At 70.5% G+C, this 15228-nt stretch carries 13 protein-coding genes; 8 read left to right on the top strand and 5 right to left on the bottom strand.

Annotated features, from left to right (window positions below):
- Nucleotides 1-221: 221 nt before the first annotated feature.
- The 3 genes from AA23TX_RS28600 to rfbB all read left to right on the top strand — a co-directional run bounded on the left by AA23TX_RS28600 (nt 222) and on the right by rfbB (nt 3546).
- Entirely contained in the window at nt 222-1514 is a 1293-nt protein-coding gene (locus AA23TX_RS28600; protein ID WP_230862747.1) for a sensor histidine kinase, read from the top strand.
- Between the two features lie 152 nt (nt 1515-1666).
- On the top strand, nt 1667-2554 hold the full coding sequence (rfbA, locus tag AA23TX_RS28595) for a glucose-1-phosphate thymidylyltransferase RfbA (RefSeq protein ID WP_155545893.1): 888 nt from the start codon (nt 1667-1669) through the stop codon (nt 2552-2554).
- Between the two features lie 20 nt (nt 2555-2574).
- Nucleotides 2575-3546 (top strand): dTDP-glucose 4,6-dehydratase, encoded by a 972-nt coding sequence (gene rfbB, locus AA23TX_RS28590; protein WP_155545892.1) that lies wholly within the window; start codon nt 2575-2577, stop codon nt 3544-3546.
- 1 nt (nt 3547) lies between these two features.
- On the opposite strand, the gene AA23TX_RS28585 is transcribed toward rfbB, so the two are convergent.
- Nucleotides 3548-5026, bottom strand: coding sequence for an ArnT family glycosyltransferase (locus AA23TX_RS28585; protein WP_155545891.1), 1479 nt, complete (start codon nt 5024-5026; stop codon nt 3548-3550).
- A 205-nt stretch (nt 5027-5231) separates the two neighbouring features.
- On the opposite strand from AA23TX_RS28585, the gene AA23TX_RS28580 reads away from it, so the two are divergent.
- Nucleotides 5232-6458 (top strand): macrolide family glycosyltransferase, encoded by a 1227-nt coding sequence (locus AA23TX_RS28580; RefSeq protein ID WP_155545890.1) that lies wholly within the window; start codon nt 5232-5234, stop codon nt 6456-6458.
- Between the two features lie 91 nt (nt 6459-6549).
- On the opposite strand, the gene AA23TX_RS28575 is transcribed toward AA23TX_RS28580, so the two are convergent.
- The gene (locus tag AA23TX_RS28575; RefSeq protein WP_155545889.1) at nt 6550-7395 is read right to left on the bottom strand and encodes an ABC transporter permease; all 846 of its coding nucleotides are present in this window, start codon (nt 7393-7395) and stop codon (nt 6550-6552) included.
- A gap of 3 nt (nt 7396-7398) precedes the next feature.
- Nucleotides 7399-8370 carry an ATP-binding cassette domain-containing protein gene (locus AA23TX_RS28570; RefSeq protein WP_155545888.1) on the bottom strand — a complete coding sequence of 324 codons (972 nt, stop codon included), beginning with the start codon at nt 8368-8370 and terminating at the stop codon, nt 7399-7401.
- Between the two features lie 140 nt (nt 8371-8510).
- On the opposite strand from AA23TX_RS28570, the gene AA23TX_RS28565 reads away from it, so the two are divergent.
- From AA23TX_RS28565 to AA23TX_RS28550, 4 genes are all read left to right on the top strand, one after another.
- Complete coding sequence (locus AA23TX_RS28565) at nt 8511-9722, top strand: macrolide family glycosyltransferase (RefSeq protein WP_155545887.1); 1212 nt, start codon at nt 8511-8513, stop codon at nt 9720-9722.
- Nucleotides 9723-9739: 17 nt separating this feature from the next.
- A complete protein-coding gene (locus AA23TX_RS28560) occupies nt 9740-10924 on the top strand; it encodes a cytochrome P450 (RefSeq protein ID WP_230862746.1) in 1185 nt (394 codons plus the stop codon).
- 381 nt (nt 10925-11305) lie between these two features.
- Nucleotides 11306-11998, top strand: coding sequence for a helix-turn-helix transcriptional regulator (locus AA23TX_RS28555; RefSeq protein WP_230862745.1), 693 nt, complete (start codon nt 11306-11308; stop codon nt 11996-11998).
- A gap of 235 nt (nt 11999-12233) precedes the next feature.
- Nucleotides 12234-12380, top strand: a complete 147-nt coding sequence (locus AA23TX_RS28550; RefSeq protein WP_155545886.1) for a hypothetical protein — start codon at nt 12234-12236, stop codon at nt 12378-12380.
- Between the two features lie 402 nt (nt 12381-12782).
- Here AA23TX_RS28550 and AA23TX_RS28545 read toward each other — a convergent pair whose 3' ends face one another.
- Both AA23TX_RS28545 and AA23TX_RS28540 read right to left on the bottom strand, forming a co-directional pair.
- Nucleotides 12783-13838 carry a ketoacyl-ACP synthase III family protein gene (locus AA23TX_RS28545; protein ID WP_155545885.1) on the bottom strand — a complete coding sequence of 352 codons (1056 nt, stop codon included), beginning with the start codon at nt 13836-13838 and terminating at the stop codon, nt 12783-12785.
- Nucleotides 13835-15049, bottom strand: a complete 1215-nt coding sequence (locus AA23TX_RS28540) for a macrolide family glycosyltransferase (protein ID WP_196425572.1) — start codon at nt 15047-15049, stop codon at nt 13835-13837. The genes AA23TX_RS28545 and AA23TX_RS28540 overlap by 4 nt, the downstream gene beginning before the upstream one ends.
- Between the last annotated feature and the right edge of the window lie 179 nt (nt 15050-15228).

The following is a 15228-nucleotide window of genomic DNA, read 5'->3' as shown; positions in this document are numbered from 1 at the left end:
ACCACCCGGACGGGTGACATACTTGTAGCATTACCGAGCGCCCGAAACTGGACATTTAACCAAGACTTGAGGTCCCCCTTGTTGCCCGTGGGCCGACGGGGTGAAGGGGAACCAACGAAAGTTGTCGGTCGGTCCGCCGGAGGGCAACTTTCGTCGCTAGTCCGCCGCGGGAACCGGCGGTCCACCTCCTGGAAGGTGCTCCGGGAGCTAACGTGGAGCCCGTGTCGGACGTCACTCCAGGTACTCGAACCACGCTGCGTGAGCAGCTTGGCACCCGCATGGGGCCCAAGCACGAACTGGCGACGCTGCTCAGCCTGGCGGTGATCTTCGGCGCGCTCGATGTGGCGATCTGCCTCAGCAGCAACCCCACCACCGGCTGGGCCGGCCCCCGCGCCGACCTCATCCTCCAGCTGACGGTCGACGTCTCGGTGCTCGGGCTGCGGCGCTTCCCCAAGACGGTCGCGAGCATCGCGCTGGCGGTCACCTTCGCGACCGTGCTGGCCGACGCGCTCGCGCCCGGCCTGCTCTCCCCGGAAGACCCGGCCAGCCCGCTGATCCTGCCCCGCATCACGCCGGTCATCGTGATCTTCCTGGTCCGGACGCAGAGCCAGCGCGTCTCGTACGCCTTCGTCGGCGCGCTGGCGATCATCGGCAGCGAGCCGTGGGCGCCCAGCTGGACGATCACCCCGGTCGGCCTGCTCAGCACGATCGGCCCGGCGGCGGTCGTGCTGTACCTCGACGCGCGCAAGCAGCTGCTGCAGGAGCTGCGCGACCGCGCCGAGCGGGCCGAACGCGAGACGCACCTGCTGGCCGAGCAGGCCCGGTTCGAGGAACGCCGCCGTCTCGCCGCGGAGATGCACGACGTCCTCACCCACGGGCTCAGCCTGATGGTGCTGCACGCCGGGGCGCTGGGCATCAGCTCGAAGGAACCCGACGTCCGCAAGGCGGCCGAGGAGATCCGCGCCCGCGGCGCGATGGCGCTCGACGAGCTGCGCGACCTGGTCGGGGTCCTGAACACGACCGCGGCCGACATCTCCGAGCGGCTGGCGGGCCCGAGCCCGCGGACCGGCTCGGCGGGGACGCCGGAGCAGCCGCCCGACCCCTCGACGCTGGTCGCCGAGTCGGTCGCGGCCGGGATCCCGGTGGAGCTGGACGTCGAAGGCGAGCGCTCCCAGATGTCCCCGACGATCGCGCGCACGGTCCACCGGATCGTGCAGGAGGCGCTGACCAACGCCCGCAAGCACGCGGCGGGCGCCGAGATCCGCGTCGAGCTGCGCTACCGCCCGGACGGGGTCGGCATCCGCGTCGTCAACACCCCGCCCCGGCGGCAGCCGGACGAGGTGCTGGCGGGCAGCGGTTCCGGGCTGGGGTTGTCGAGCTTGCGCCACCGCGTCGAGCTGGTCGGCGGAACGTTGCAGGCCGGCCCGACGCCGGACGGCGGGTTCCGGATCGCGGCCGACCTGCCGGCGTACGTGCCCACGACGGAGACCCGGCAGAAGGCCACCCAACGCTGACGGTCCGCCGCGGCCGGGGTCGTGAGTGAGAAACAGTGTTAGAACACTGTTTCTCACTCACGACCGGGCCAGGACTGGAGATTCTCCTACTAGTCCCGGACTTAGGGTCGGGGCCGGACGCGATCCTTCCCGACCAAGAACCTGGGGCCCACATGAAAGGCATCATCCTGGCCGGCGGCAGCGGCTCCCGGCTGCATCCGGTCACGCTGGGCGTCTCCAAGCAGCTCGTTCCGGTCTACAACAAGCCGATGATCTACTACCCGCTCTCGGTCCTGATGCTCGCCGGCATCACCGAGATCCTGCTCATCTCGACCCCGCACGACCTGCCCGCGTTCAAGCGGCTGCTGGGCGACGGTGCCGAGCTCGGGCTGAGCCTGAGCTACGCCGAGCAGGCCCACCCGAACGGCCTCGCGGAGGCCTTCATCATCGGCGAGGAGCACGTCGGCGACGACACCTCCGCCCTCATCCTCGGCGACAACATCTTCCACGGCCAGGGTTTCTCGGACGTGCTGCGCGCCGCGACGCACGACCTCAAGGGCTGCGTCCTGTTCGGCTACGAGGTCTCCGACCCGCACCGCCACGGCATCGGCGAGTGCGACGCCGACGGGAACCTGATCTCCATCGAGGAGAAGCCGGCCAACCCCAAGTCGAACCGGGCGCTCACCGGCCTGTACTTCTACGACAACGACGTCGTCGAAATCGCCAAGGGGCTCAAGCCGTCCGCGCGCGGCGAGCTGGAGATCACCGACGTCAACAACGTCTACCTCGACCGGGGCCGCGCGAGCTGCGTCGACCTCGGCCGCGGCTTCGCCTGGCTGGACACCGGCACGCACAAGTCGCTGCTGGACGCCGGCCAGTACGTGCAGACGATGGAAGCCCGCCAGGGCGTGCAGATCGCCTGCCTCGAAGAGATCGCGCTGCGCATGGGCTTCATCGACGCCGACCAGTGCCACGCGCTGGGCGAGCGGATCGGCAGCTCGGGCTACGGCGAGTACGTCATGGACTTCGCGCGCCGCGCGCGGCCGCTCACCGCGGTCTGAACCCCCGGAGGATCCTTCCCATGCGCATGGTGGTCACCGGCGGCGCCGGTTTCATCGGCTCGGCCTACGTCCGCAACGTGCTTTCCGGCCACTACGCCGGATTCGAGCCCGACGAGCTGGTCGTGCTCGACAAGTTCACCTACGCGGGCAACCGCGCGAACCTGGCGCCGGTCGCCGGGGACGAGCGCCTGCGGGTCGTCGAGGGCGACATCTGCGACCCCGAGGTCGTCGAGCGGGAACTGACCGGCACCGACCTGGTCGTGCACTTCGCGGCCGAGTCCCATGTGGACCGGTCGATCGCCGGGTCCGCGGAGTTCGTCCGTACCAACGTGCTCGGCACGCAGACGCTGCTGCAGGCCGCGCTGGAGCGTGAGATCGGCAAGTTCGTCCACGTCTCCACCGACGAGGTCTACGGCTCCATCGACGAGGGCTCCTGGCCCGAAACGCACCCGGTCGCCCCCAACTCGCCGTACTCCGCCTCCAAGGCGGCCTCCGACCTGCTGGTCCGCTCGTTCTTCATCACCCACGGCCTCGACGCGTCGATCACCCGCTGCTCCAACAACTACGGGCCTTACCAGTTCCCCGAGAAGGTCATCCCGCTGTTCGTCACCAACCTGGTCGACGGCCTCCAGGTCCCGCTCTACGGCGACGGCCTCAACGTCCGCGACTGGCTGCACGTCGACGACCACTGCCGCGGCATCCAGCTGGTGGCGGAAAAGGGCCGCGCCGGCGAGGTCTACAACATCGGTGGCGGCACCGAGCTGACCAACCGCGAGCTCACCGAGCGGCTGCTCGAAGTCACCGGCCGGGACCACACCGCGATCCGGCCGGTCGAGGACCGCAAGGGCCACGACCGCCGCTACTCGGTGGACATCACGAAGATCTCCACCGAGCTCGGCTACAGCCCGCGGGTCGGCATCGACACCGGCCTGCGCGACACCGTCGACTGGTACAAGAACAACCGCGGGTGGTGGGAACCGCTCAAGGGCTGACCTACTGAGTGCGCAACCGCGGCCACAGCGCGTCCCACGCGACGGTCCGTCCACTGAAGACGGTCATCAACTGCGGCACGATTTCCTGGTGCCGGGCGAACGCACCGGCCACCGGCGGGCTCGCGTCGCCGACGAACAGGACGCTGTCGACGCTCTCGTCCGGGTGCCCGAAGTAGAAGTACCCGCGGTGCGCGCTGTAGACGTTCGGCAGCCCGCGTTCCGCGCCGAAGAGCTGGAGGTCGGCGGCGAAGGCGTAGCTGTCGGTCATGATCGCCGTCCGGGCGCGCTGCTCGGGCGGCAGCGCGGCGTAGACCTTCACGACGGCGTCGGAAAGCTGGCCGAGCTGACCGTCGGACTGCACGAAGACCTTCGCCGTCAGCGGCACCAGCGGCACGTCCGGAATGCGCTCGGCCCAGGACTTCGGGTAGATCGGCAGCGCGACGAGCGCCTGCAGGATCGACGCCGCGACGAGCACCCAGCCGAGCGCCTTCGCGGCGGCGGGCCACTTGACGTCCTGCAGGCCCACCGCGCCGGCCGCGAACAGCGGCGCGTACAGGCTGTAGACGTAGTAGGACCGGCCCGACGTCAGCAGGTAGGCCACGATCAGCAGCAGGAACGCGACACCGAGGAAGCGGTACGGCCGCAGGTCGCGCGCGGCGAGCAGGCGCCCGAACCCGAACAACGCGAGCGGGACGCCGATCACCAGGCCCGGCCCGGACAGCAGCTCCAGCAGGAACGGGCCGGTGCCGGGGAACTCGGCCGCGACGACCTCGGACATCCGGGTGTACGGCCAGCCGTTCGCGGCCTGCCAGACCAGCGTCGGCACGGTCGTCAGCGTCGCGACCAGCGCGCCCGCCCACAGCAGCGGACGGCGCACGAGGTCACGCGGCCCGAAGACCAGCGAAGCGACGGCGAGCGCCACCCACAGCGCCGGGACCAGGAACTTCGTCTGCAGCGACACGGCCGTGACGAGCCCGGCGGCGAACAGCAGCCGGTCGTCGCGCACCCGGGTCCAGCGCACGACCAGCCACAGGATGAGCGACCAGAAGAACGGGTCGATCGAGTAGGTCGCGAGGTAGTGGCAGATCAGCGTGGCGCCGGACATCGCGTACGCCGCCGCGGCGACGGTCTGCGCGACCCGGCGCCCGCCCAGCTCGCGGGCGATCAGCGCGCTCAGCACGATCCCGCCGACGGCGGCGAGCGTCGCGGGCAGCCGCAACGCCATGAGCGAGCCGGGGAACAGGTGGTCCAGCCCCGCGGCCACGAACGGCACCAGCGGCGGCTGGTCGAAGTAGCCCCACGCGGGGTGGTCGCGGCCGGCCACCACGAAGTAGGCCTCGTCGAACGAGAACCCGTAGTTCCGGCTGGCGACGAGGAGCAGGGCTCCGGCGACTCCCGCGATCAGGAGAACCGGGGTCCGCGCGAACGCCGGGCGCGTGCGGCCCGGCCGGCTGTCGGTGGTCTCACCGGTAAGGGTCATGGTCCAAGTAGACCCGGGTGGACCTGGCGTTCTCTGCGGCCGGGAGTCTTCATCCCGGGCAACGAAAGTCGATCTCCGCGCGCGAACCCGCAACCTTCGTAGTCACTCAGAAGTGATGTTTAACCACGCAAAGTGAGGGTAGCGAATTCCCTAGACTTTGCCCGTAAACCCGCTCTGAGCTGGGGTTTTTCGCGATACTCCAGCCATGACCCAGGGTCGGCACATCGTCTTCTTCAGCTTTCCGGGCGTCGGGCACATCAACCCGATGCTGGGCCCGGTCGAGGCGCTCGCCGCGCGCGGCCACCGGGTCACGTTCGTCGTCGCCGAACAGTTCACGGGACTGCTGCGCGACAGCCCCGCCGAGGTCCTGCCGTACCACTCGGACTTCCCCGCGTCGGTCACCAAGGTCGACAGCGCCGACGACGCGGTCACGATGATCATCGATCTCATGCGCGAAGGCTTCGCGGCGCTCGAACCGGCGCTGGAGCGGCTTTCCGGCGACCGGCCCGACCTGATCGTGCACGACACCATCAGCGGCAACGCCGCCCGCGTGCTCGCGCGCGCCTGGGACGTCCCGCTCGTCGAGAGCTGTCCCGTCTTCATCGAAAACGACGACGACGAGATCCCCGGCTCGCCCCAGCCGCCCGACGACCACCCGGCCGCCACCGGCTTCGACCACCGGGACCCGCGCCTGGAGCGGTTCGGCGAAGAGTTCGGCGCGGGCGTCTCGGCGCTGCTCACGCGGCACGGGCTGGACCCGGACCTGGCGATGGCCAGCCTGACGCCGTCCGGCGACGAGCCGCGCCTGGTCTACATCCCCAGGGCGTTCCACTACGGGAGCGAGACGTTCGGCGAGCGGTACCGGTTCGTCGGCCCGACCGCGGACTGCCGTCCCCTCGAAGGCCACTGGGTCCGCCCCGGCGACGGCCTGCCGGTGGTGCTGATCTCGCTGGGCACGTCGATGAGCAAGGACCTCGGGTTCTTCACCGGCTGCATCGAGGCCTTCCGCGGCAAGCCGTGGCACGTGGTGCTGACGCTGGGCCGCGGCGCCGACCTGGCCGCGCTCGGCGAGCTGCCGCCGAACGTCGAGGCGCACAACTGGATGCCGCACCCGTCGGTGCTGAAGTACGCGACGGCGCTGGTCTGCCAGGCCGGGATGGGCAGCGTCCTGGAGGCGCTGCGCTACGAGGTCCCGATCGTCGCGGTCTCCCACAGCGGCGAGACCCTGGCCAACGCCCACCGCGTCGCGGAGCTGGGCCTCGGCCGGCACATCCCGGTCACCGAGGCGAGCGGGGCGGCGATCTTCGCCGCGGTCGAGGCGATGGCCGCGGACGACTCGCTGACCACCCGGCTCGCGCTGATGGCCAAGGAGATCGAGCAGGCGGGCGGCGCCCCCGCGGCGGCCGACGCCCTGGAAGCCCTGCTCCCCTAAAGCAGTCTGCCGCGGCCGGTCGTGAGTGAGAAACTGGGTTAGAACACAGTTTCTCACTCACGACCCCGCCGCGGCAGACTCGAGAGGGGGGTCAGGCGGAGCGGCGGAAGCCCCGCGTGGCGACGATGGCGCCGGTGATCCCGATCAGGCCGGCCGCACCGAGAGCCGCCAGTCCCCCGATGCCCACCGGGTTGCCCAGCGCCAGGTTGCGCGACGCGTCTACGGAGTACGTCAGCGGGTTCACCGTGGCCACCGCGCGCAGCCACGCCGGCAGCGAAGACAGCGGGACGTAGGCCGAGGACGCGAACATCAGCGGGAACATCACCATGGACGTGACGCCCTGCATCACCTCGACGTTCGAGATCCAGACGCCGATCGCCATGAACATCCAGCTGAGCGACCAGCCCACCGCGATGCACATCAGCCACGCCAGCAGCACGCCCGTGAAGCCGCCGCCGGGCGAGAACCCGAACAACGTCGCGGCCAGCACCAGCATGATCGCCAGCTGCAGCGCGTGCCGCACGACGTCGGCGAGGCTGCGCGCCACCAGCACCGACGCCGACGCGATCGGCAGCGTGCGGAACCGGGCCACGACGCCGTTGCGCATGTCGTCGAGCAGGCCGACGCCCGACTGCAGCGCCACCGAGAGCGAGCCCATCACCAGCACCGCGGGCATCAGGTAGTCGATGTAGGACACCCCGGCCGGGAACGAGCTGGTGCCGGCCAGGCTCGCGAACACCTGGCTGAACAGGATCAGCATGATCAGCGGCTGCAGCAGGCCCAGCAGCACCAGCGCCCGGGACGCCACGACCGCCCGCAGCGAGCGGCCGGTGAGGATGATGATCTGCATCGGCACCGAGGTGCCCCGCCACGGACCGCCGCCCGGTCCGGCCGCGGTGGGCCGGTCCGAAGTGGACAGCGTCGTCGGTGCGCTCATGGGTCAGTGCCTCTCGGTGTCGGTGGGGGAATCGGCCGGCCCGCCGGAGAGCGCGAGGTACACGTCGTCGAGGCGGGGGTCGACCAGCGCCAGCTCGACCGGCTCGACCTTGACGTCGTCGAGCGCCCGGACCACGCGCGCGAGGTCGGTGGACTTCTCCACCGGCACCGTCAGCGCGAGCCCGGCCAGTTCGTCCACTCCGGACACCCGGGCCTCCAGCCCGGCCAGGCGCACCGCGTCCGCGGCGCGTTCGGCCTCGGCCGAGTCGGCCAGCGTCAGGGTCACCGTGCGCTTGCCGACCTGCGCCTTGAGCGACGCCGAAGTGCCGGCGGCGATCACCTTCCCGTGCGCCAGCACGACGATCTTGTCGGCCAGCCGGTCGGCTTCGTCGAGCATCTGGGTGGTGAGCAGCACGGTCGAGCCGTCGCGCACGAGCTGTTCCACGATCTCCCACATGGCGATCCGGGCGGCCGGGTCGAGGCCCGTCGTCGGCTCGTCGAGGAAGATCACGTCGGGGTGGCCGACCAGGCTCGCGGCCAGGTCGAGGCGCCGCCGCATACCGCCGGAGTAGGTCTTCGCCGGGCGCCCGGCCGCTTCGAGCAGGCCGAACGCCGTCAGCAGCTCGTCCGCCCGTTCCTTGGCCTCCTTCATGGAGGCGCCGAGCAGGCGGGCGATCAGGATCAGGTTGCGGAAGCCGGAAAGCTGCTCGTCCACCGAAGCGAACTGGCCGGTGAGCCCGATGCGGCTGCGCAGCGCCACGGCGTCGCGCTGCACGTCCAGCCCGGCGACACTGGCCCGGCCGGAAGTCGGCGTCACCAACGTGGTCAGCACGTTGACCAAAGTGGTCTTGCCGGCGCCGTTGTGGCCCAGCAGCCCGCACACGGTGCCGCGCGGCACCTGCAGGCTGACGTCGTCCAACGCGCGGACCTTGCCGAAGGTCTTGGTGATCCCCTCGGCCTCGACGAACAGGGTCACGACCGCTTCCTTCCGCTGGCCGAATCGGGCATGACTACAGCTAACACACCGGGAATCCCCTTTTCCCTGCTCACCGCGGGACCCGAGGGGTTCGCCTAGACATGGTTGACTGGCCGCCGGGCCGGACTAGCTTTCGAGACATGACTCCCCCGTCGGGAAGCCACATCGCCTTCCTCAACTATCCGGCCCACGGGCACGTCAACCCGACGCTGCCCGTGGCGGCCGAGCTCGTGCGGCGCGGCCACCGGGTGAGCTACGTGGTGGCCGAGCAGTACGCCGATGCCGTGCGCGCCACCGGCGCCACCGTGCTGCCGTACGAGTCCCACGTGCCGAAGTCGTGGGACACCGTGGCGATCCCGGAGAAGATCACCGGTGACGTCGTCGCGGAGGCGGGCCTCGCCCAGGCACTGGAAGGCTTCGCGCCGCTGCGGACCGCGCTCGGCGCCTTCGAAGGCGACCGGCCGGACGTGTTCCTGTACGACGCTTTCGGTTACCCCACCGGGCGTCTGCTGGCCCGCAAGTGGGAGATCCCGGCGCTCCTGATGTGCTCGACGTTCGTCGCGAACGAGAAGTTTTCGCCGTACGCCTCGATGGCGGGCAAGGTCCCCGCGCCCGACCCGGCGCACCCCGCGCTCGCCAAGGCCGCGTCGGTCGTCGGCGACGTGCTCGCCGAGCACCTGCCCGGCACGTCCGCGGCGGAGTTCGCGGAAGCCCGTGAAGACACCAAGCTCGTGTTCCTGCCGCGGGAGTTCCAGCCCGGCGGCGACACCTTCGACGACGGTTTCGCTTTCGTGGGGCCGTGCCTCGGCGACCGGGCGGGCGGCTGGACCCCGCCGGACGACCGGCCGGTGCTGCTGATCGCCATGGGCAGCTTCGGCTACCACCACCAGCGCGAGTTCTTCGCCTCGTGCCTGGAGGCGTTCGCCGGGACGCCGTGGCACGTCGTCATGACGATCGGCCGCCTGGTCTCGCCGGCGGACCTGGGCCCGGTGCCGCCGAACTTCGCGCTGCACCCGTGGGTCCCGCAGCCGGCCGTGCTGAGCCGGGCCAGCGGGTTCGTCTCGCACGCCGGGATGGGCAGCACCATGGAGTCCCTCGCCCTGGGCGTCCCACCGGTGGTCGTGCCGCGGACGCTGGAGCAGGAGATCGTCGCCGACCGGCTCGCCGAGCTCGGCCTCGGTGTCCGGGTCGACCCGGACGCCGTCGACGCCGGGTCGCTGCTGAACGCCGTCACCGGCCTCGCCGAGGACGCCGGCGCGCACGAACGCGTGGCCCGGATGCGCGAGCACATCACCGATGCCGGGGGTGCCGCGGCGGCCGCCGACCGCGTCGAGGCCCGGCTGACCGCCTGATCCCTGGGAGTGAATTCGTGGACACCACCGAGCTGACCGCTGCCCCGGAAATCGCCCCGGACGGCGGCGCTTCCCTGCTGACCTGGCTCGAGAAGATGCGGGCCGACACGCCCGTGTGGCAGGACGAGGCCGGGGCCTGGCACGTGTTCCGGTCCGCCGACGTCCGCCGCGTCAGCACCGACGCGCAGCTGTTCTCCTCGGACACGACGCGCCTGACCTCGCCCGGCGACCAGGCGCCCCCGGGCACCCTGCTGGTCATCGACCCGCCCGAGCACCGCAAGCTGCGCCGCCTGGTCAGCCAGGCGTTCACCCCGAAGGTGGTCGCCGACCTCGAGCCGCGGATCACCGAGCTAACCCGGGAGCTGCTGGCCGCGGTCGAACCGGGCGCGACGGCGTTCGACCTGGTCGACGTCCTGGCCTACCCGCTGCCGGTGATCGTCATCGCCGAGCTGCTGGGCGTGCCCGCCACCGACCGCGCGCTGTTCCGGGGCTGGGCCGAGGCGCTGATGGCCCTGCAGGTCGACGACCCGAGCACCGGCGAGAAGCTCGCCGTCGCGATCGAGGAGATGGAGGCGTACCTCAACGCCCAGATCGCCGCCCGGCGCGCCGAACCGCGGAACGACCTGCTGACCCGCCTCGTGGAGTCCTCGATCGACGGGGAGCGGCTGACCGACGAGGAGGTCGGCAACTTCACCGCGCTGCTGCTGCTCGCCGGGCACGTCACCACGACGATGCTGCTCGGCAACGTGCTGCTCTGCCTGGAGGACGCCCCCGGCGTCTACGAGCGGGTGCGGGCCGACCCGTCGCTGGTCGAGCCGCTGCTCGAGGAGGTGCTGCGGCTGCGGCCGCCGTTCCCCCGGGTGGTCCGGGTGACCACGACCGACGTCGAGGTGGCCGGCACGGTGATCCCCGCCGACTCGATCGTCTGGGCCTGGGTGGTGTCGGCGAACTACGACGAGCGCGAGTTCACCGACGCGTGGCGGTTCGACCTGACCCGCAAGCCGAACGCTCACGCCGCGTTCGGGCACGGCATCCACTTCTGCCTGGGCGCGCCGCTGGCGCGGCTCGAGGGGCGGATCGCGCTGGAGCTGCTGTTCGAGCGGTTCGAGCACCTGCGGATCGCCCCGGGCGCCGAGGTGCCGTTCCACGCCGGCGGCGTGTTCGGCGTGCAGCAGCTGCCGGTCACCACCACCGCGGGCTGACCTCTTCGCGAGCGGTGGGTGAACGGCCGGTGCCGTCCGAGGACCGCACTACCGAAGGTGCGCCCCGGGGTGCCGTACCTCCGGTCAGGCGGACCCCAGTGTTAGCCCCCAACCTCCCGACCGGCATTGACGGGTCATACCCCGTTGGCTAGCGTACGAGACGTCATTTGGTTTGTTTCCAACGAAACGGACCGAAGCGGCTCTGGCCGGGTGGACTCGAGGATCGTTCTGGGGAAGGACTCGAGGTTCCGCTGGGGTGGTGTGAATAACCCATCCGGACAGGTGCCGTTGACCCTCTTGAGGGGAGCTCGGGGGTCGCTGACGTCTTTTGTCCGTGGACAATGCCTCGAAACGTAGAACGAATCTGGGGGTTCGAACTCGATGAACACGCGTGTCGATTCCTTGGTCGAGCGGCCGGCGGCGGTCCCGCACGGCCTCCCGGCCGTAGCCGAAAGACAGAACCAGAACGTACCCGCCTTCGACATGTCCGACGTCTGCATCGCGAATCTGGGACCCGATCTCCGGGTGATCGAAGCCAATGGCGATTTCCTCCGCCAGCTCGGCCGGACCGCGTCCGACGTTTTCGGACAGAGCTTTGTGGACTTCGTGCACCCGAGCGCCAAGCAGTTCACCCTCCAGCAGCTGGCGCGGCTGAACGAAGGCCGCCGTGACCGCTTCAGCGCTCGCCTGGTGGGCGTGCGGCCCGCGCAGCCGGTGCTCTCGGGCGGGCTGACCGGCATCGCGGTGCGCAGCCAGTCCGGCCAGGTCACCACGATCGTCGTGCTGATCAAGCCGGACCGCGCCACGGAGGCTCCGCGACCGGCGATCGAGAAGACCAAGCTCCTCAGCGAACTGGACGCGAAGGTCCTCGAGGGCGTCGCGGCCGGCATTTCGACCGTGCAGCTGGCTTCGAAGCTGTACCTGAGCAGGCAGGGGATCGAGTACCACGTCGGCGCGATGCTGCGGCAGTTCAAGTCGCCGAACCGCTCGGCGCTGGTCTCGAAGGCGTACTCGCAGGGCATCCTGTGCATCGGCCAGTGGCCGCCGAAGGTGACCCCGCAGTACATCCGCTGATCGCTTTCCCCAGGGCCGGCCGGGCCGCCCGGGCGGGGATCGATGTCCGGTTTGCGCCGGTATCGGTACCCTTCCGGCGGACCCGGCCGTCCCTTTTTCCCGCGAGGCGGGAACCCCTCCGGGAAATCCCCTGAATGCAGGTCGCGAAGGGTGCGCCCGGCAGTACCCTGCGCTATCCTGCGAAGGCAGGGATCGATTTCGCGACGAGGGTCGGCGCAACGAAAGGACTGAGGCAGTGGGTGTTTTCGGAAAAAAGGAAGACGATTCCAAGAAGAAGCCTTCGGACTCCAAGGCGGACAACGCCAAGGCTGACGACGAAAAGAACCGCAAGCGCCGCAGCCGCCTTTTGGGCGGCGCGTACGGCGGCGGCAGCGGCGGCTGAGCCGGCGCACCGCTGACCGGGTGAATCGGGTGGGACGAGGGAGACCTCGGACCACCCGATTCGCGTTTCCGGACGCTGCCGCGATGAGTTCACGTATTGTTGGTCAGTTTCCACCTGAAGTTCGAGGGTTGCTACCGTGCGACAGCGGGGGATGCACCGGGAGTGACCGATGTGGGCGGTTCAGGGGTGCCCGGTGGTTCGGTAGGGGTTCGGTTCGGTGCGGGTCCGGGGTAACCCGGGCGGGTCAGCGGCAGCCGAGCGGCGCCGCACCGCACCGGCCCTGGGTGGGCTCACGCAACGGCAAGCCGCCCCACCGGTCTCCGAGAACGCAAAAGGCCGCCTCCACCGGACCACGTCCGCTGAAGGCGACCTCCGGCCTGCCTGCCTACTCGCCCGCCTGCTTCAAGCCCGGGGCACGACCGGCCCGGCCCACTCCGGCACGTCCAGGATCTCCACCACCGCACCGGCCACGCTGACCCCCGGCGCGATCCCGACCATCAGCACGTGGTCGCCCGGCTCCAGCTGGCCCGTCCCGAGCATGTTCGCCAGCGACGCCACCTGGTCGCTCGCGCCGAGGTGACCCAGCCCGCGGCCGAAGTCCCAGTTCGACTTCTCCAGCGGGATGCCCAGCATCGCCAGCAACCCGTCCTCGACGTACTTGCGCGAGCCGTGGTTGTACGCGATGCGGCTGACCTCGTCGATGCCGATGCCCGCCTCCGACAGCACCCGGTCGATCAGCTCCGAGCGCGTCTTCAGCAGGTTCAGGCCACTGTGGAGCATCGTGTCGCGGTTCTCGAACCCGAAGAAGTCGATGCGCTCGGCGAAGTCCATGAACCGGCCGATCGTCGCGCCCGGGGGGAACATCGGCTCGTCGCCGCGGTGCATGCCCTCCAGCTCGGGCACTGTGATCGAGCTCGCCGACTTCAGGCGCGCGAAGCCGGACGTCGTGTTCAGCACCACCGCCGTCGCGCCGTCGCCGATGACGAAGTCCGGGCGCAGGCAGCGCCAGCGGTTCACCAGCGGTGACGTCGAGTTGTCCGACGCCACCGTCATCGCCGTCCCGCCACCACGCGCGATCAGGTACGTCGAGGCCAGCTCCAGTGCCCCGAACATGCCGTTGCAGCCCTGACGCAGCTGCGCCGCCAGCAGGTCGCCGCCGACGAGGTGCCGCTGCAGCCAGAACTGCGGGAACCAGCCGTCCGGGCCGGAGTGGTAGTTGTCCGCGTACAGCAACACGTCCAGGGACTCCGGCTCGACGCCCGCCCGCGCCACGGCCTCCTGCCCGGCCCACAGCGCCATGTCCGGGGCCGGGGTCTCGCCGGCGCAGGCCGCGCCGGTGAGGCCGGACGTCTCGGCGTCCTCGGCGGTCATCCACCCCTGCTCGATCGCCGCCTCGACGCCGGTGGTCGCCGGCACGTAGGTGCCGATCCCGCTGAGGTAGACCTCCGCCAGTTTCACTTCGCCTCCACTTTCGTCCGGAGCCACGATTCGACGGCGTCGGCCGCACGGATCTCCCCACCGGCCAGCTCGACTTCACCGCGCATCCACCGGACGCGCTCGGCGACCACGGGATCGGACGCGGTCGCCGTGACCGCTTCGAGCAGCTCCGCCTCGGTGACGTCGGTGCGCGACACCACCCGGCCGAGGTCGAGCTCGGCGACCCGGGCCGCGGTCACCACCTGGTCGCTCTGCGACGGCGTCATCACCATCGGGACGCCGTAGTGCAGCGCTTCCATGGTGCTGCCCAGCCCGCCGTGGGTGACGAAGACCTCGGTGTGCGGCAGCAGCGCCGCGTGCGCGACGAACGGGTGCGCCTCGATGTTCTCCGGCAGCGGCCCGAGTTCCTCGGGGTCGACCCACTTGCCGAGCGTCAGCACCACGTGCCACGGCTGCCCGGTGAACGCCCGGACGCACTTGCGGAAGAAGCCGACCTGTTCCCGGCTACGCGAGGTGCCCAGCGAGATCAGCACGAGCGGCAGCCCGTCCGCGGGCGGGGTCCACTCCCCCGCCGGCACCGTCCGGTCGAAGCTCGGCCCGATGAACGCGAAGCGGTCGTCGAAGGTCTCGCCGCGGATCTGGAACGCCTTCGGCAGGTAGACGAGGTGGTAGCCGGGGTCGCCGGTCCGAGAGTCCACATCGGACAGTCCGTGCCGGGCCAGCAGCCGCTCGGTGGCGGCGACGAACTTCGCCAGTTCGGGATCGGTGAGGTCCGGTGGCGCGGCGGAGTCCGAATCGGCCTGCGCCTCGTTCAGCGCGAAGTGCTCGTTGGACGCGAACTCCGGGCAGGACTGGACCGTGGGCACCGCCCACTTCCGCGCGATCAGCCGCGCCGTCTCGGACGCGGCGAGGTCGTGCACGACCAGGTCCGGCGGGTCGTCGGCGAACCGGGCCATGGCGGCGTCGAGCGGGGCGAGGCCCTCGCCCATGAACGCCAGCATGGCCCGCAGCGCGTACCCGTCGGACGCGGTGTCGCCCAGCCCGGTCGCCCAGGGGAACGTCGAGGTGTAGGGCAGTACCTCGGCCCCGGTCGCCGTCACCTTCGCGGCGAACTCGTCGACGACGGCGAAGGTGACGCGGTGGCCGCGGCGCACCAGCTCGGCGACCACCGGGAGGACCGGCGCGACGTGGGCGTACGCGGGAAAACTGAAGACGGCGATGTGCCTGCTCACCACCGCATCGTCGGGCACCGGCCCGCCGTTCCGTACCGGCTACCACGCAAGTTCTGGCTATTTCCTCCCAAAACCGCTTTGAACGTTTCTACGCCGGGACGACTAGGGGGTTCCACAGAGTTTCCCCGCGACATCGCATCACCCGGTCGCGCCGTACCTATCCTGCAGACGACCGCACG

Origin of the sequence: Amycolatopsis camponoti, assembly GCF_902497555.1 — a bacterium.
Lineage (GTDB): Bacteria > Actinomycetota > Actinomycetes > Mycobacteriales > Pseudonocardiaceae > Amycolatopsis > Amycolatopsis camponoti.
The sequence above is the reverse complement of the archived record's forward strand: the minus strand, read 5'-3'. Positions and strand labels throughout refer to the sequence as shown.